Consider the following 17,500-nt stretch of genomic DNA (forward strand, 5'->3'; position numbering starts at 1 on the left):
ACACGAACGGTAGTCGAATCGGCACAACCGGCTTTTCGCCGGAACTGCGCGCCGCTACTGGAAAATGCCGGAAACGCTCTCGAAGAAGCTCGCCACGAACTGGATCGCGATGATCACGAACACCAGCAGGAGGACCAGCGCGAGCGCCACCCCGGCCGAGCCGTTGGACGGCTTGCGCAGCGCCGGACCGGTCGGCTCCGGCACCTGCCGCTCCTGACCGCGCCGCCTCGGCCGCAGCATCTGCGGCAGCAACTGCCCCGGGGCGCGCCAGGAACGTGGCGGTGCCGCCGGGGGCGGGTTCGACGGCTCGCTCGGCCGCGCCGGGCCCTCAGCGCGTGCGGCGGGCGCCTCTTTCGCCTTCTCCTCGTCGGCGAGCGCGGCGTCCACCATGTTGCGCACCACGTCGGGATCGGGCTCCACCGGCTCGGCGATCTTGATGTCCGTGAAGTCGTCCCGGCCGGACCCGAACATGCCGGGGTCCGACTTGTCGCTACCGGCCAGCCCCGCGAGCGGATCGGTGAACGTCTGCGGTGGCTGGGGCGCCTGAGTGCCGTCAGTGTCCACGGGCGTCTCCGCTGCTCGTACCTCTGTTACCGCTCTTCCTTCTCAGGGTAGCGGCTCACCCGCTCCCGGCATCGCCCATCGGGGGCCTGCTCCGGTCACCCAGCGCTACCAGCCGGGTCACGACTTCGACTTGGCGCTCGTCGCCTTCTTGCGGGCGGCCGGCTTCTTCTTCGGTGCGGGCCCCTTCGCCCGCTTGTCCGCCAGCAGCTCCGCGGCCCGCTCCTCGGTGAGGTCCTCGACGCTGTCCGACCGGCGCAGCGAGGCGTTGTACTCGCCGTCGGTGACATACGGCCCGAAGCGCCCGTCCTTGACGATCATCGGCTTGCCGGACACCGGATCGTTGCCCATCTCCTTCAGCGGCGGCTTCGCGGCGGCCTGGCGCCCCCGCCGCTTCGGCTCGGCATAGATCTTCAGCGCCTCGTCGAGCGTGATGTTGAAGATCTGCTCCTCGTCGGTCAGCGAGCGCGAGTCCGTGCCCTTCTTCAGATACGGCCCGTAGCGGCCGTTCTGCGCGGTGATCTCCTCACCGGTCTCCGGATCCTTGCCGACCACCCTCGGCAGCGAGAGCAGCCTCAGCGCGTCGTCCAGGGTGATCTCCTGGATCGACATCGACTTGAACAGCGACGCCGTCCGGGGCTTCGGCTTCTTCGCCTTGCTGGTCTTCTTCCCCTCGGCGGGCTCCTCCGGCTCGGGCAGCACCTCGGTGACGTACGGGCCGAACCGGCCCTCCTTGGCCACGATCTCGTGCCCGGTCACCGGGTCGGTGCCCAGCGTGCGGCCCTCCTGCGGCGTCGCGAAGAGCTGCTCGGCCAGTTCGAGGCTCAGCTCGTCCGGCGGCACCTCCTCGGGCAGGTTGGCGCGCTGCGACTCGCCGTCCACCTCGCGTTCGAGGTAGGGCCCGTACCGGCCGACGCGCACCACCACGGGGCGGCCCTCGCTGTCGTTGAACAGCGGGATCGAGTTGATCTCGCGGGCGTCGATGTCCTCGACCCCGGTGCCGACGAGCTTCTTCAGCCCGCCGAGCCTGCTGACCGAGCCGTCGCTGCCGTTCTCGCCGCCGAAGTAGAAGCGCGACAGCCAGCGGGTGCGCTGCTCGTCGCCCGCGGCGATCTTGTCGAGCTCGTCCTCCATCGCGGCCGTGAAGTCGTAGTCGACCAGCCGCTCGAAGTGCTGTTCCAGCAGCCCCACCACGGAGAACGCGACCCACGACGGCACCAGTGCGGAGCCCTTCTTCCACACGTAGCCGCGGTCCTGGATCGTGTTGATGATCGACGCGTACGTCGACGGTCTGCCGATGCCGAGCTCTTCGAGCTTGCTGACCAGACTCGGCTCGCTGTAGCGCGCCGGGGGCGAGGTGGAGTGCCCGTCCGGGTTCAGCTCCGTCGCGGTGAGCGCCTGGTCGCGGGCCAGCTGGGGCAGCCTGCTCTGCTTGTCGTCGGCCTCGCCGCCGGACTCGGAGTCCACGGCCTCGACGTAGGCCTTCAGGAAGCCGGCGAAGGTGATCGTGCGGCCGGACGCGGAGAACGTGCACTCCTCACTGCTCGCCGCGGTGCCGGTGATCCGCACGGACATCGTGGTGCCCTTGGCGTCGGCCATCTGCGAGGCGATCGTGCGCTGCCAGATGAGCTCGTAGAGGCGGAACTCGTCGGACTCGAGCGCACCGGCGACCTGGCCGGGCGTGCTGAACACCTCGCCTGCGGGCCGGATCGCCTCGTGGGCCTCCTGCGCGTTCTTCACCTTGCGGGTGTACTGCCGTGGCTTGTCCGCGACGTACTCCGCGCCGTACAGCTCCGTGGCCTGCCGCCGGGCCGCGTTGATCGCGGTGTCCGACAGCGTCGTGGAGTCGGTACGCATATAGGTGATGTAGCCGTTCTCGTACAGCCGCTGCGCGAGACGCATCGTCCGGTCGGACGAGAAGCGCAGCTTGCGGCCCGCCTCCTGCTGCAATGTGGAGGTCATGAACGGCGCGTACGGCCGCCGGGTGTAGGGCTTCTCCTCGACGCTGGAGACGGAGAACTCACGCTCGCGCAGCGCCTGCGCCAGCCGGTTCGCCTCGGTCTCGTCGAGGATCCGGACGTCCTGCGCGGACGACTTGAGCTGCCCGGTCGAGTCGAAGTCGCGGCCGGTCGCGAGGCGGTTGCCGTCCACCGCGATCAGCCGCGCCGGGAAGCTCCGCGGGGACGCGTCCGCACCGGCGTCCATCGTGGCCGCGATGTCCCAGTACGACGCCGAGGTGAAGCGCATCCGCTCGCGCTCGCGCTGCACGACGATGCGGGTGGCGACCGACTGCACGCGGCCTGCCGACAGCTTCGGCATGACCTTCTTCCACAGCACCGGCGAGACCTCGTAGCCGTAGAGGCGGTCGAGGATGCGCCGCGTCTCCTGCGCGTCGACGAGGTCGGAGTCGAGTTCCCGGGTGCTTTCGGCCGCCGCCCGGATCGCCTGCTCGGTGACCTCGTGGAACACCATCCGGCGCACCGGCACCTTGGGCTTGAGCGCTTCCAGGAGGTGCCAGGCGATCGCCTCGCCCTCCCGGTCGGGGTCCGTCGCGAGGTAGAGCTCGTCGACGTCCTTGAGCAGGTTCTTCAGCTCGGTGACCGTCGCCTTCTTGTCCGGCGAGACCACGTAGAGCGGCTCGAAGTCGTTGTCGACGTCCACCCCGAGGCGCGCCCACGGCTGCCCCTTGTACTTGGCGGGCACGTCGGCGGCGCCCCGCGGCAGGTCGCGGATGTGGCCCCGGGAGGACTCGACGACGTAGTCGCGGCCGAGGTAGGGAGCGATCTTGCGGGCCTTGGTGGGCGACTCGACGATCACCAGCCGTCGGCGACCGGCGCCGTTGGCACCGGCCTGGCGACCACCAGTCGCCCGGCCACCCCCGTCGGGGGCGGTCTTCTTCGTCCGTGTCGATCCAGCCACGCTGTCCCGCTCTCCACTCATGCTCACCTGTTCGACCCGCCAGTGTGCACGCTTGCGGGCGGTGGTGTGCGCCTAGGTGGCGCAACACGCCGTTCGGCGTATGTCAAGCGCATCGTCATCGAGTTGGGTGATGTTTCCCTTTTACACCTAGCACGTGACGCGAACCTCACACCGGCCGGGGGCATTGTGTGACCGGCTCATCACGCTGCGTCCCTATGCTCCGCCGGCTGCGCTGGTGCAGTACAGCAGTACAACAGTCACTGCTGGAGAAAGGTTTCCCGCAGCCGGGCCGGGTAATCGTCGACCGGCCGTCCGGACGTCCTACGCGGAGGTCGAACCCGCCCGCCGACTGCCTCGCCCTGATCAGCCCGCCTTGCGGACCGGCAGGCCACCGGGCCACGCCGGCTCGGCACCCGCGGGCGGGGCGCCCACAAGCTCGGCGAGGGTCTCCAGCCGCCTGCGGCCGGAGATCCGGATCGCCGGACCGCCACCGCGTGGCCGGACGGTGGTGACCGGCAGGCCGAGGGCACCGAGCGCGGCGGCCAGCGGGGCGTGCGTGTCCGGCGCGTCGGGATCGAGGTGCAGCAGGTAGTCGCGCTCGCCGGGCCGGCCACTGGCCAGCGCCCATATCCGCAGCATCGAACCGCCGAGCGCGAAGCCGGGCGGAAGCGACTTCGCCTGGCCGCCGGCCCACAACCTGGCCAGCGGCAGGAGGTCCACCCGGAACGCGGTACGGATCAGCGGCGTGCGGCCCTCGTCCGTCTCCATGACGGTGACCTGGGCGTCCGCGCCGTACCGCGCGCACTCCCTGGCCAGCGCCCGCGCCCGCCAGTCCTCGTCGACCACGGTGGAGACGCGCGCGGCCGTGCGCCCGAAGCTCGTCACCTGGCCCCGGCCGCACAGCAGGCCGGCGAGGTCCGCGAGCCTCGGACGGCTCGCCTCGGCCGAGAAGAACGAGAGCTGCGCCACGGCACCGAGGGTAGAACATCCGTTCGACTCCCGGCCATCCGTGCGCGAGGAAAATCCGGCTCACCGCCGACAGCGTGCTCGGACGGTGTGCTCAGGCCGGCGGGTCGAACCGCGGCGCCGGGCTCTCCTCGGTGAGTTGCCTGCAGGTGGGCGCGCGCAGGCTGGCGGTCTTCAGCTCGGGTATCGAGTCGAAGCCCTCCAGCAGGTTGAGGCGGCCGATCTCGTCGAGCGGCCCCTCGGCGGAGGACATGGCCGCGCGGCTGGCTTCGGCGTCGGCCGCGGCATCGAGGTCCTGCTTGGCGCCGAGCGCCCGGTCGCGGATGGCCGTGTAGGTGCGTACCGCCTTCGTCTTCACATCGTCCGCGCCGGGCACCGGTGCCGGGCCGAGCCCTTCCAGCCGGACCACGGTGCGTTCGAGCCCGTCGATCATGACGCCCAGAAGGTCGCTCGAGGTCCGTGAGGCACGCCGCGGCGTGCTCGGGTCCACGCTCGGCATCTGAGCGAGCGAGCTGACGAGCTGACTGACCGCACCGCAGTAACCGTCGGCCCACAAGGTGGTGTCGCTCTGCAGCCGGGCCTCCTCCGCGGAGAGTCCGGGCCCACGGGAGTTCGCCTCGGGCTGTTCACCCGGCGGCACTCTCGCCTGCTGACCGCACCCCGCCAGGGAAAGGCCCAGGGCCGTTACCAACGCGGCGAGAACGGTCGATCGCGGCCGCACGCCAACACCTCCTGACGCACCGTGAGCACAGCCGCCTGTGACCGTACCGCCCCGGCTACGTGCCGCAAGTCACCACATGCATGCTGCACACGATTGGTGACGAAGTGTGTTCGTCAGTTGCCGAGCTTCTGGCATTCGGGCGCCTGGCGGGCGGCTGCCGCCAGCTCCGGTGAGCTCTCGATGCCGCGCATCGGGTTCTCCAGCTCACCCATCGCGGTGCCGATGGACTGCAGGCTCTTGGTGGCCTCCGCGAGTGCCTGCTGGTCGTCGTTGCGCGCGGCGTCGAGCTTCCGTTTGGCTTCGGTGACCTGTTGCCGGGCCGGGCCGAAGGCCCCGACGAGCGCCTGCCTGGCCTGCTCACCCTCCGGGACGGGCGCCTGCCCCAGGTCCCGCAGGCCGTCGAGGGAGGAGCCGAGCGCCGTGTCCAGGCGGCCGAGATAGTCGCTGACCGCGTGTTTGGCGCCGGCGACGTCGCCCTGCCGCAGGTCCGGAGGCGCGATGTCGGAGAGCCCGCCGAGGCCGCCGAGCGCACCGCAGAAGCGGTCCGTCCAGGCCAGGACCTCGTCGCTCACCTCGTCGGCGGGGATGCTGTGCTCGGTCACCGTCGGCGACTCCGGTGCCGAGGTGACCGGCGGTGTCGAGACGACCGAGGACGCCGACACCTGACCGGTCGGTGTACCGGCACCTCCTGATTCGCCACCGGAGCATCCGGCGAGCACGGCTGTGGCGGCTACGGCGGCCATGGCGGCGAGAGCGGGGCGGAGCGTCATACGGCAACTCCTCGACCGGGAAGGCGGGTTCTCCGGCGGCACGCTACCCGCAGCCCGAAACGGGTCGGGCCCGGAACACGCCGAGGTGTTCCGGGCCCGATCGCCGCGCAGGATCCTATGCGTTCGTGGACTGTCCCGCGGGCGCCTCGGCGAGTGCCGTGCCGCGCCGCTTCGAGATCACGATCGCGGCCGCGATGATGAGCACCGCGACCACCGCGATGGTGATCCGCACGGCCGGTGAGGCGTCCGGCCCGACGGTGAACTGCACGACCGCGGGTGCAATGAGCAGCGACACCAGGTTCATCACCTTCAGCAGCGGGTTGATCGCCGGGCCTGCGGTGTCCTTGAACGGGTCACCGACGGTGTCCCCGATCACGGTGGCCGAGTGCGCCTCGGAGTTCTTCCCGCCATGGTGCCCGTCCTCGACCAGCTTCTTCGCGTTGTCCCACGCGCCACCGGAGTTGGCGAGGAACACCGCCATCAGTGTGCCGGTCGCGATGGCACCCCCGAGGAAGCCGGCGAGGGCGCCGGTGCCGAGCCCGAAACCGACCGCGATCGGCGCGAGCACGGCCAGCAGACCCGGCGTCGTCAGCTCGCGCAGCGAGTCACGCGTGACGATGTCGACGACCCGGCCGTACTCGGGGCGGGTCGTGCCCTCCATGATCCCCGGGATGTCGCGGAACTGGCGGCGCACCTCGTAGACGACCGCACCGGCCGCGCGGGAGACCGCGTTGATGGCCAGCCCGGAGAACAGGAACACGACCGCCGCGCCGATCACCACACCGACGAGCGTGTTCGGCACGATGATGCTGTCGGCGAAGGACGCCGGCGCGTCCCCGAGCGCGGTGCCGACGCTGCGCAGCGCCTCCCCGATCGCCTCGGAGTAGGACCCGAACAGGGCCGTGGCGGCGAGCACCGCTGTCGAGATCGCGATGCCCTTCGTGATCGCCTTCGTGGTGTTGCCGACGGCGTCGAGCTCGGTGAGGATCTGCACGCCCTCGCCCTCTTCGAGGTCGCCGGACATCTCGGCGATGCCCTGTGCGTTGTCGGAGACCGGACCGAAGGTGTCCATGGCGACGATGACGCCGACCGTGGTGAGCAGGCCCGTGCCTGCCAGTGCGACGGCGAACAGCGCGACGGCGCCGCCGAGCAGGTAGGCGCCGTACACCGCGGCGCCGATCACCAGCGCGGTGAACACCGCGGACTCGAAGCCCACCGAGATACCGGACAGGATCACCGTGGCGGCGCCGGTCTCGGAGGTCTTGCCGACGTTCTTCACCGGGCCGTGCTCTGTACCGGTGTAGTAGCCGGTGAGCCAGAGGATCACCCCGGCGAGCGCGATACCGATGATGACCGAGACGGTCGCGACGATGGCCGGGTTGCCTTCGGCACCGGTGAAGGAGTCGGGCAGGAAGACGAATGCCGCGATCGCCGACAGCACGGCCGAGATGACCGCGGAGATGTAGAAGGAGCGGTTGATCGTCGTCAGGCCGCTCTCGCCGACCCTGGCCTTGGTGATGTAGATGCCGATGACCGCGGTGATCACACCGATCGCCGGGATGATCAGCGGGAAGACCAGGCCGTCACCGGCGGCGCCGAACGCAGCACTGCCCAGGATCAGTGCGGCGACCAGGGTGACCGCGTAGGACTCGAAGAGGTCCGCGGCCATACCGGCGCAGTCGCCGACGTTGTCACCGACGTTGTCGGCGATGGTTGCGGCGTTACGGGGATCGTCCTCGGGGATGTTCTGCTCGACCTTGCCGACCAGGTCGGCGCCGACGTCGGCGGCCTTGGTGAAGATGCCGCCACCGACACGCATGAACATCGCGATCAGTGCGGCGCCGAAGCCGAAGCCCTCCAGCACCTTGGGTGCCTGGCCCGCGTAGACCAGCACCACGACGGCGGCACCGAACAGCCCGAGGCCGACCGTGATCATGCCGACGACGCCACCGGTACGGAACGCGATCCGCATCGCCTTCTCCCGGCCGCCTCCCTCGCGGGCCGCCGCGGCGACCCGCAGGTTCGCCCTCGTCGACAACCACATGCCGAGGTAGCCGATCGAGAAGGAGAACACCGCGCCGACGAGGAAGAACAGCGAGCGTCCTATCCGCTCAGTCCAGTCCTCCGCGGGGAGCGCGAACAGCAGAAGGAAAACCACCACGCCGAAGATCGCGAGGGTCTTCCGCTGCCGGTTGAGATAGGCAGCCGCGCCTTCCTGCACCGCCTTGGCGATGTCCTGCATCTTCTGGGTGCCCTGGCCTGCCGCCAGGACCTCCCTGAGCAGGACATAACCAACGACGAGGGCAGCAAGGGCGATCACGGCGACCACGGCCACGATGCCGTAGTCACCTCCGGAGAGCTCGGGAGAGCCCTCCGCGAGGAAGTGCCGGGACATTCGTCCTCCTGGAAACGTCGCCTGTTGCCAGCACCGGAGCAGCTGACCACTGTGCCGACGCTGACATGGGATCTACCCCACTAGGGGTGTGGTTGCGCGGAGTCTATTGGTACGGCCGGACCAGTCGGCAAGCCGTCCCACTTCGGGCACGGAATGTATTCCTGTGAGTCCGCTCACTGAACCGATCCGAGAATGGCGGCGGCCACACTCCCGAGCTCGTCGCAGGGGTGTGCGAAGCTCGAATCCGTGAATGGCGGAAGCGAGCTGGAGCGGGCACAACACCTGCTGCGGCGGGCAACGGCCGGAATACCGCGGGACCGGAATCCGGTCACGCACGTCGCGAGCCTGCCGGCAAGGCAGGCTCGGTTCGCCGCCTGGCCGGACTGGGTGCCCGCCGAGGTCACGGAGGCTCTGCGCGGGGCCGGAACCGAGCGGCCGTGGGCACACCAGGCGGAGGCGGCCTCGCTCGCGTGGTCGGGACGCCATGTCGTGATCGCCACCGGCACGGCCTCCGGGAAATCGCTGGCGTACCAGTTGCCGGTGCTGTCCACGCTGCTCGGCGATCCGAAGGCGACCGCCCTGTACCTGTCGCCGACCAAGGCACTCGGCGCCGACCAGCTGCGTGCGGTGTCCTGTTTGGACCTGCCAGGCGTGCGGGCGGCGGCCTACGACGGCGACACGCCGACGGACGAGCGGGACTGGGTGCGCCGGCACGGCCGCTGGGTGTTCACGAACCCGGACATGCTGCATCGGGGCGTACTGTCGGCGCACGCACGCTGGTCCCGGTTCTTCCGCAGGCTTTCCTATGTGGTCGTCGACGAGTGCCACGGCTACCGCGGCGTGTTCGGCTCCCACGTCGCGCTGCTCCTGCGCCGCCTGCGGCGGGTGGCCAGGTACTACGGCGCCGACCCGGTCTTCGTGCTCGCGTCCGCGACGACGTCCGAACCGGCGGGGTTCGCGTCGCGGCTATCCGGCGTGGAATGCACCGCGGTCCTCGACGACGCGTCACCGCGCAGTGCCCGCACGGTCGCGCTGTGGGAGCCGCCACTGCTCGACGAGTTCACCGGGGAGAACGGCGCGCCGGTGCGGCGCTCGGCGGGCGCCGAGGCTGCGCGCATCCTCGCCGAGCTCGTCATCGAGGGGGCACGCACGCTGGCGTTCGTGCGCTCGCGCCGCGGCGCCGAGCTGACCTCGCTCGCCGCAAGGCGGATACTGTCCGAAGTGGATCCCGACCTCGGCCGGACGGTGGCCGCCTACCGGGCGGGGTTCCTGCCGGAGGAGCGGCGCGCGCTCGAGGCGGCGCTGCTCTCCGGTGAGTTGCTGGGGGTCGCGACGACGAACGCGCTGGAACTCGGCGTCGACATCGCGGGCCTGGACGCGGTGGTGCTCGCCGGGTACCCCGGGACGCTGGCGTCGTTCTGGCAGCAGGCGGGCCGGGCAGGACGCGCAGGCAGGGACGCGCTCGTCGTGTTCGTCGCACGTGACGACCCGCTGGACACCTACCTCGTGCATCACCCGGCCGCCGTGCTGGATCGGCCGGTGGAGGCGACCGTCCTCGATCCGGCCAACCCATACGTGCTCGCCCCGCAGCTCGCCTGCGCTGCCGCCGAGCTGCCGCTCACCGCGGGCGAGCTGGATACCTTCGGCGCGGAGGCGGCCAGGGAGGTGCTCGCCTCGCTGGTGGCGGACGGGGTGTTGCGGCGCAGGTCCAGCGGTTGGTACTGGACATCCCGCGACCGGCCGCAGCACCAGGTGGACATCCGCGGCTCCGGCGGGGAGCAGATCGCCGTGGTCGAGGCCGAGACCTCGCGGATGCTGGGCACCGTGGACCCGGGATCGGCGTGCAGCACGGTGCACCCCGGAGCGGTGTATCTGCACCAGGGCTCCTCGTACGTGGTGGACGAGCTGGATCTCGAACGCGGACTGGCGCTCGTGCACGCCGAGGACCCGGAGTGGAACACGTCCGCGCGGGAAATGGTCGACATCGCCGTACTGGAGACCGCGCGGCGGCAGGACTACGGCGGTGTGCACGTGTGTCTCGGCGAGGTGGCGGTGACCTCGCAGGTGGTGGGCTACCTGCGCCGGTTGCCCTCCGGCGAGGTGCTCGATCAGGTGCCGCTGGATCTGCCCGAGCAGGTGCTGCGCACGCGAGCGGTCTGGTACACGATCACCGACGACCTGCTCCGGGGTGATGGCAGGGCGCCGGGGGGCGCCGGGCTGGACCCGGCGCGCCTCCCCGGCGCCCTGCATGCCGCCGAGCACGCGGCGATCGGCCTGCTACCGCTGTTCGCTACGTGTGACCGTTGGGACATCGGCGGGGTTTCCACCGCTTCGCACGCGGACACCGGGGAGGCGACGGTGTTCGTGCACGATGGTCATCCCGGCGGAGCGGGATTCGCCGATCGCGGCTTTGCCGCTGTTGTCCCTTGGTTGGCAGCTACACGGGAGGCGATCGTCTCCTGCGAGTGCCCGGCGGGATGCCCGTCCTGCGTCCAGTCGCCCAAGTGCGGGAACGGCAACGATCCGCTGGACAAGGCGGGGGCGGTGACCGTGCTGGACATCGTGCTCGGGGCGGTGAGACACGGCGCTCGGCACGGCCACGTGGTGGATCAGGCTGCCGAGGGTCCGGCAGCGAGCATCGGCTGATTGGCGATCGTCCTGGACAGCTCGCCGGAGAGCGCCCGCACGAGCACGTCGTGCACGGTCGCCGCGGCGGGGAGCCGCCAGCCCCAGATCTCCGGCTTGACCCGCCAGTGCACGACACCGTGCTCGAACGGGGTCGGCGGGAGCGGGATCCAGCCACCGTCGCTGTGCCACTCGACGCTTTCGTCCGCGGCCAGCAGAGCGGGCAGGTGGTCGGAGGTCGTGGTGAGGAACAGCCACCGGCCGTTCGGCATGGCGACGATCGGGGCAGGCTGCCCGCTTGCACGCAGCAGCCTCGCCGCCCGGCGTCCCAGCGTGTCGTCCACCTCCACGGCATCGACCATCGTGCCGGTGGCGACCAGCAGGCTGTAAGGCTTCCCGGTCCACCAGGCGGCGACCTGCTGCGGGTGCGCACCGACGCGCTCCTGCCAGTCGTCGTGCGCCGGAACGGGCTTGATCCAGGTGGCGCCGGGTTCTCCGGTCTCACTCGCCGACGGGTAGGTACCCGGCAGCACCGGCCATCCCCGCCAGGCCAGCCCGATGGCCTCGGCGCGCAACTCGATGCGGAAAGCGCCGCGCCAGCTGTCCGACCACTCCGTGTCCAACATGTCTTTCTCGTGCCTCCTCAGAAACCTCTACCGCCGCGTTCGCGGTGTCACACTTCACTCAACGGCAATTTGCATATGGCCGGAAGGGGCCGGTCGACAACCGGTTCTTGCCGGACGACGAATGTCATCGGTGCAACGGCCCCACCGAACCCGCGATGTCAATCACCGGCGCGGCCAACCGGTTCCCGCCCCCTCTCCGCGCGCCGGCCGGTGCGACCCCGGCCCCACGACCTGCGGCGTCCGGCCGCCGCTCGGCGGTCCGGCCGCACCGCATGCAGGCGGTGAGACCGCTCACCGTGTGCGGACGACCGCTGCTCGTCGAGCGCACCTGCCGTCCGACCGGTCGGCGGGGCGCCATTCGTCCGCTCGTCGTGGGACCGCTCGTCGCGCCGGCCGGAGGTGGCCCGGCTCCTCTCCACGAGGCCGGGGGCCTCGATCGGACCCGCGCGGGCGCGGGCGGTGGCGGGACCGAACAGTGCCAGTGGCGCCGGGGGCCGCGCCTCGACGATCACCAGCGCGTCCCAGCCCTCGAAGCGGCACTCGCGCAGGCGGACCCGCATGCGCCCGGCCACCAGCCCGGCGTGTTCACAGGACTCCACGGAACCGCGGCCGGCGTGAGCTGCGGCGGCGAGCGCCGCCAGGTCGGCGGCGTCCGCGGCACGGTGCCGGGTGAGCACCGCGGCACCGAGCCACCAGAGCACACCGGCGACCGTCAGCAGGGCAGCGATCGCGCACGCCGCCCACACCGTGGCGAACCCGTCGTCGACGCCGCGGTGAGGCTGCCCCCGGCCGGACGCACCGACCGCGCGTTCTCCCGGCCCGCCGACCGCGGCCGTGAGCAGCGCGTCAGGGCACCGCATCGCCGGCCACCTCGGCACCGGGTTCGGGCACCGCGTGTGCCTCACCCCGGACGGTCACTCCGGGCAGCAGCCCGCCTACCGAGTCCGCCCGGACCGTCACCGCGACGATGCCGCCTTCTTCCCGGATCTCGACCGTGGCTCCGTCCGGCGCCCGCGCCCGGGCGGTCTGCTCGGCGAGCGCTCCCTGTCCGCGCGCGGCGAGGCGGGCTGCCTCCGCGGCCGCGTCCGAACAGCGAAGCTGATCCGACACCGCGGCCACACCGGCCAGTACGAGCCCGAAGACGGCCACGAGCGAGCAAAGCGCGATCGCCGCCTCGACCGTCACCGCACCCCGGTCGGCGGCCAGGTGCTCGGCCACACCGATCCCACGGTGTTTGGGGCTCGTCGCCGGTCGCAGGACACGTCGCGCGGCGGGCATCACAGATCCGTGGACAGCGCCTGCTCGACGAGCGAGGTGAGTCCGGTCAGTATCGAGTCCCCGGTGACCACGGTGTAGAGCAACGCCGCGAACGCCGCGGCCGCGATGGTGCCGATGGCGTATTCGGCGGTGCTCATACCGTCGTCACCGAACGGCAGACGCGGGCGCCGTCCCCTGCGGAGCAGCAGTTCTCTCGACGAGATCATGCTCGTGTTCCTTTCTTACTCTCTGTTGGTTGCCGCTGATCGGGTTCTCAGGTCGTGATGGTCAGCTGGCGGGCGAGGCCGATGACGACGGGAATCACCCCCAGGCACAGGAAGGCAGGCAGGAAGCACAGCCCGAGCGGGCCGGTGATCAGCACGCCGGCGCGCTGCGCTCGGGCCTCCGCCTCGTCACCGGTGGCCGCGCGAGCGCGCTCGGCCAGCGCGGAAGCCACGCTCGCCAGCGCGGTTCCCGAGCGGCCCGTGCGGCACGCGGCCCGGGCGAGTTCGGCTGTCGCCGGGCACCGGCGCGTCGGAGCCCACGCCTCGGCCGGCTCCGCACCGAGCGCGAGCAGTTCGGCCGTGGCTCGCAGCGCATCTGCCGCCTCCTGCGGAGCGCTGCCGGCCACGGCGCGCACGGCGGTCGGCACCGGCAGGCCCGCCTTCAGACACGCGGCCAGCAGGTCCCCGGCCGCGGCCATCCGCAAGGCGTCACCACCGGCGGGCCTGCGCAGGCGGAACAGGAGTGGCCGCCTCCGCGACCGGACCCGGAGAAGGACAGGGGCCCACCGCGACCTGGCGGTGCCGGGCCACATGCGGGCCAGCCGCGTCGCGCGAGGCGGTGGCAGTACGAGGAGTGCCGTGGCGGAGAGCGCGGCGGCGATGCTCTGCCCGGTCATCGCACGACCCGACCGGTCAGCGCGGCGCTCCAGGCGACACCGGCGAAGATCAGGGCGCACCCTGCGACGAGCAACAACTGACCGATCGGGACGGTGAGCAGGACCGCGAGTGGGCGCGCGCCCATCGCCTCACCGAGCGCGACACCGGCTACGGGCAGCGCGGCCAGTATTCCCGCACTCGCGCGAGGGCCCGCCATACGCGCGTGCACCTGGCCGGCCAGGCGGACGTTGGCGTCGACATCCCGCTGGACCGCCTCCAGTACACCGGCCAGGGGGAGGCCGTGGTCGCGCGCGAGGGACCAGGCCCTGGCGAGCTGCCCGGGAACACCGTCACCCAGCAGCGGTGCTCGCTCGGCGAGCAGTGCCGCATCGAGCTCTCCACCGAGCCGCGCCGAGGCGGCGATGGTGCCGAGCAGGTTCGCCACCCCGGCCGGGGCGTCGGTGGCGGCCGATTCCGCTGCTGCCGACGGATGCGCACCGGTCCTCAACTCGGCGACCATCGTGCGCAGCGCCTCGGCCAGCGCCTCGGTCGCACCGAGCTCGGCCTTGATCCGGGTACGGGACCGCGATCGCCAGCAGATCGCGCCGGCCAGCAGGACCAGTGCCGCCGTGACCGCGGGCCCGAGCATCGCGACAGCGAGCACCGCCGCGAGGAACGTGGCGAGCAGGATCGCCCGGCGGCCGCGGAGCACGGCTGCCCACAGCGGCACCCCGGCGGGTCCCGGCAGTAACCCCAGCCTGCGCCGCGCGCCGGCCTCCGGCCAGCACAGCAGAGCTAACGCCGCGGCCAGGGCGGACAGGATCAGCATGGCGCCTGCCCCCCACTCTCGCCGAGCAGTTCGGTGAGCAGTTGCCGCTCCGCGGTCCAGGCCCCGCGCCGCCAGACCGGGTGGACACGGACGAGGTCGCCGTCGCGCTGTACGACGCCGATCTCCGCGAGCACTCGGCGGCCATCGCCGTCCCGGCACATGTGCAGCACAACCTGGACGGCCGCGGCGAGCTGGCTGTGCAGCGCGTTCCGGGAGAGGCCGCCGAGCGCGGCGAGGGCTTCCAGCCGGGCCGGCACCTCGGCCGGCGAGTTCGCGTGCAGCGTTCCCGCGCCACCGTCGTGCCCGGTGTTGAGTGCGGTCAGCAGCTCACATACTTCCTGTCCGCGCACCTCACCGACGACGAGCCGATCGGGGCGCATCCGCAAGGCCTGGCGAACGAGCTCGCGCAGGGCGATCTCGCCGGCCCCTTCGACATTCGGTGGCCGCGCGATCAGGCGGACGAACTGCGGGTGGTCGGGCAGGAGCTCGCCCGCATCCTCGACACAGACGATCCGCTCGCCGGGCGGGATACGGCCGAGCAGTGCGGCGAGCAACGTGCTCTTGCCCGAGCCGGTCGCCCCGGTGACGAGGAACGCGAGCCGCGCGGCGACGATCGCATCGAGCAGCGAGAGCCCGTGGTCGCCGAACGTGTCCAGCCGCCGCAGGGTGCGCAGGTCGTGGGTAGCCGGACGGAGCACCCGAAGGGACAGGCACGTGCCGTCGGCCGCGATCGGCGAGAGCACCGCGTGCAGCCGGACCCGGCCGTGCGGGCCGATGCCGGGCAGCCAGCCGTCGACGAAGGGTTGTGCGTCGTCGAGCCTGCGGCCCGCCGCCAGCGCCAGCCGCTGAGCCAGCCGCCGTACCGCGTCCTCGTCCGGAAAGCGGACCTCGGTACGCCGCAGCCCCGCCACGCCATCCATCCACACCTCTCCTGGCGCGGTGACGAGGACGTCGGAGACATCGGGGTCGGCGAGCAGTGGTTCGAGCGCCCCGGCCCCGGCGAACTCGTGCCGCAACAGGCGCAGGGCGTCGAGGATGTCGGTGTGTCCGGCGACCCCGCCAGCCTCGGCACGCACGGCGTCGGCCACGGTTCGCGGGTCGGTATCAGAACCGGCGTCGGCGAGGCGCCTGCGGACCCGCTCGACGAGTTCCGTGCTCATCGTGCCCCCAAGAGTTCTCGGCCGCTGTCCGGATCGGACGTCGCGGGTGACGTACTTCCACCGTCGCGCGACGCGCGCGCCCGAACAAGAACGACGGAACCAACCTGTGGACAACTGGTCCACTGTGGATAACTTGGGATACGGGGAAGCGCCGCGACCGAAATCGTCGTACCCGTCAGGACAATGCCCGGCTCGGCCGAACGAGAGGTCCGATTTCCGCCGGACACGATCGCCGCATACGGACAGACTCGTTGCCATGAACCGAATACTCGACAACAAGGTGGCACTCGTGACGGGCGGCAGCCGGGGCATCGGTGCCGCCGCGGCGGTACGGCTGGCCCAGGACGGCGCCGATGTGGCACTCACCTACCAGAACAACGCCGACCAGGCAGCCACGGTGGCGGAGCGCATCAAGGCGGCCGGGAGACGCGCGCTCGCACTCCGGGCGGACAGCACGTATCCGGCCGAGGTCACCGGCGCCGTGGACGAGACGGTCGCCGAGTTCGGAACGATCGACATACTCGTCAACAACGCGGCTGTGCTGCTCGTCGCTCCGCTGCCGGAGCTGGGCATGCCTGAATTCGAGCGCACGATCGCGGTCAACGTGCGCGCGCCGTTCGCCGCCGCGCGAGCCGCGGCCGCGCACATGACGGCCGGCGGCCGGATCATCAGCATCGGCAGCAACGTGGCCGAGCACCTGCCCTTCCCGGGCATGACGCTGTACTCGACGAGCAAGGCCGCGCTCATCGGCCTGACGAAGGGACTCGGCCGGGAACTCGGCCCCCGCGGGATCACGGTGAACCTCGTCAGCCCGGGGCCGACCGACACCGATGCGAATCCTGCCGACGGGCCCAACGCCGAGGTGATCAAGGGGCTCACCGCCCTCGGCCGCTACGGCACGCCGGACGACATCGCGTCGGCGGTCGCGTTCCTCGCCGGTGACGGCGGCTCGTACCTGACGGGTGCGACGATCAATGTGGACGGTGGCTTCACCATCTGACGAACGGAGGCTAGTGCGGTGGCCGCCAACATTCGCCGAGTCACGCGCAGATCAACAGCCCCTGCCAGCGCAGGAGTTGGCGGATTGGCTACCGTGTCGTCATGCCTGACACCTGGCTGTCCGATACCCGCTCTTCGTACGACACCGACGCCTCCGGATACGCCGAGAAGGTACGTGGACTGCTTGGTGAGAGGCCTTACCTGCGCGCGAGCCTGGCGTTGTTCGCCGAGTTGGTGCACGGCGCCGGAGGCGGGCCGGTGGCCGATGTCGGCTGCGGGCCGGGCTACGTCACCGGCCACCTCCACGACCTCGGAGTGGACGCGTTCGGCATCGACATCTCGCCCGAGATGATCGCCATCGCGCGGCGCGACTACCCCGACCTACGCTTCGAGATCGGGACGATGACCGCCCTCGACCTGGCGGACGATTCGGTCGCCGGCGTAGTCGCGTTCTGGTCCGTGATCCACGTGCCCGACCACGCCATGCCCGGCGTGTTCGAGCAGTTCCGCCGAGTGTTGCGCCCAGGAGGTCCGCTACTGGTCGGCTTTCACGTCGGTGACGAGACACGACATACGTCCGAGGGCTACACGGGTCGCCCGATCAACGTTGACAGTCACCACCGCCGGCCGAGCAAGATCGCGGGCTGGCTTCGCGACGCGGGGTTCACGATCGAGGCCGAGCTGGTCATCGGGCCGGACGAGGACGGCCCGGGAGCCGTCATCTTCGCGCGCAGCCACGCCTGACCGCGCCCTGATGTCACCGTCTACTACTTCTTTGGACGGCACCTGTG

Annotated in this window: 16 protein-coding genes; 3 read left to right on the forward strand and 13 right to left on the reverse strand. The window is 71.2% G+C overall.

All coding sequences use genetic code 11. From position 1 onward, the window contains the following. Positions 1-54: 54 nt before the first annotated feature. The 6 genes from JAP66_RS11235 to JAP66_RS11260 all read right to left on the reverse strand — a co-directional run bounded on the left by JAP66_RS11235 (position 55) and on the right by JAP66_RS11260 (position 8,332). On the reverse strand, positions 55-564 hold the full coding sequence (locus tag JAP66_RS11235) for a hypothetical protein (RefSeq protein ID WP_199431570.1): 510 nt from the start codon (positions 562-564) through the stop codon (positions 55-57). A 117-nt stretch (positions 565-681) separates the two neighbouring features. Then, positions 682-3,501, reverse strand: coding sequence for a type I DNA topoisomerase (gene topA, locus JAP66_RS11240; protein WP_199431571.1), 2,820 nt, complete (start codon positions 3,499-3,501; stop codon positions 682-684). 342 nt (positions 3,502-3,843) lie between these two features. Beyond that, entirely contained in the window at positions 3,844-4,449 is a 606-nt protein-coding gene (locus JAP66_RS11245) for a hypothetical protein (protein ID WP_199431572.1), read from the reverse strand. Between the two features lie 91 nt (positions 4,450-4,540). Continuing rightward, on the reverse strand, positions 4,541-5,167 hold the full coding sequence (locus tag JAP66_RS11250; RefSeq protein ID WP_199431573.1) for a hypothetical protein: 627 nt from the start codon (positions 5,165-5,167) through the stop codon (positions 4,541-4,543). 113 nt (positions 5,168-5,280) lie between these two features. Next, entirely contained in the window at positions 5,281-5,937 is a 657-nt protein-coding gene (locus tag JAP66_RS11255; RefSeq protein ID WP_199431574.1) for a hypothetical protein, read from the reverse strand. Positions 5,938-6,052: 115 nt separating this feature from the next. Then, positions 6,053-8,332, reverse strand: a complete 2,280-nt coding sequence (locus JAP66_RS11260; protein WP_199431575.1) for a sodium-translocating pyrophosphatase — start codon at positions 8,330-8,332, stop codon at positions 6,053-6,055. Between the two features lie 246 nt (positions 8,333-8,578). Here JAP66_RS11260 and sftH point away from each other — a divergent pair, with 246 nt between their 5' ends. Next, positions 8,579-10,978 carry a DEAD/DEAH box helicase gene (gene sftH / locus JAP66_RS11265; protein WP_307849522.1) on the forward strand — a complete coding sequence of 800 codons (2,400 nt, stop codon included), beginning with the start codon at positions 8,579-8,581 and terminating at the stop codon, positions 10,976-10,978. Here the strand turns inward: sftH and JAP66_RS11270 are convergent. From JAP66_RS11270 to JAP66_RS11300, 7 genes are all read right to left on the reverse strand, one after another. Continuing rightward, on the reverse strand, positions 10,942-11,583 hold the full coding sequence (locus tag JAP66_RS11270; protein ID WP_199431577.1) for a bifunctional DNA primase/polymerase: 642 nt from the start codon (positions 11,581-11,583) through the stop codon (positions 10,942-10,944). The genes sftH and JAP66_RS11270 overlap by 37 nt on opposite strands. A gap of 158 nt (positions 11,584-11,741) precedes the next feature. Next, positions 11,742-12,443: an Rv3654c family TadE-like protein gene (locus JAP66_RS11275; RefSeq protein ID WP_199431578.1), complete on the reverse strand. Its 702-nt coding sequence runs from the start codon at positions 12,441-12,443 to the stop codon at positions 11,742-11,744. Further along, the gene (locus tag JAP66_RS11280; RefSeq protein WP_199431579.1) at positions 12,430-12,801 is read right to left on the reverse strand and encodes a TadE family type IV pilus minor pilin; all 372 of its coding nucleotides are present in this window, start codon (positions 12,799-12,801) and stop codon (positions 12,430-12,432) included. Before JAP66_RS11280 ends, JAP66_RS11275 begins: the two co-directional genes overlap by 14 nt. Before the next feature lie 59 nt (positions 12,802-12,860). Continuing rightward, positions 12,861-13,067 (reverse strand): DUF4244 domain-containing protein, encoded by a 207-nt coding sequence (locus JAP66_RS11285; RefSeq protein WP_199431580.1) that lies wholly within the window; start codon positions 13,065-13,067, stop codon positions 12,861-12,863. Between the two features lie 47 nt (positions 13,068-13,114). Next, entirely contained in the window at positions 13,115-13,741 is a 627-nt protein-coding gene (locus JAP66_RS11290) for a type II secretion system F family protein (protein ID WP_199431581.1), read from the reverse strand. After that, entirely contained in the window at positions 13,738-14,550 is an 813-nt protein-coding gene (locus JAP66_RS11295) for a type II secretion system F family protein (RefSeq protein ID WP_199431582.1), read from the reverse strand. The genes JAP66_RS11290 and JAP66_RS11295 overlap by 4 nt, the downstream gene beginning before the upstream one ends. Beyond that, positions 14,544-15,710 (reverse strand): TadA family conjugal transfer-associated ATPase, encoded by a 1,167-nt coding sequence (locus tag JAP66_RS11300; RefSeq protein WP_199431583.1) that lies wholly within the window; start codon positions 15,708-15,710, stop codon positions 14,544-14,546. The genes JAP66_RS11295 and JAP66_RS11300 overlap by 7 nt, the downstream gene beginning before the upstream one ends. Before the next feature lie 256 nt (positions 15,711-15,966). Between JAP66_RS11300 and JAP66_RS11305 the strand changes: the two genes are divergently transcribed. Both JAP66_RS11305 and JAP66_RS11310 read left to right on the forward strand, forming a co-directional pair. After that, positions 15,967-16,710, forward strand: coding sequence for a 3-oxoacyl-ACP reductase family protein (locus JAP66_RS11305; protein WP_199431584.1), 744 nt, complete (start codon positions 15,967-15,969; stop codon positions 16,708-16,710). A 101-nt stretch (positions 16,711-16,811) separates the two neighbouring features. Continuing rightward, positions 16,812-17,453 (forward strand): class I SAM-dependent methyltransferase, encoded by a 642-nt coding sequence (locus JAP66_RS11310; protein WP_199431585.1) that lies wholly within the window; start codon positions 16,812-16,814, stop codon positions 17,451-17,453. Positions 17,454-17,500: the final 47 nt, after the last annotated feature.

The sequence above is a fragment of the Qaidamihabitans albus genome, assembly GCF_016464705.1.
Lineage (GTDB): Bacteria > Actinomycetota > Actinomycetes > Mycobacteriales > Pseudonocardiaceae > Qaidamihabitans > Qaidamihabitans albus.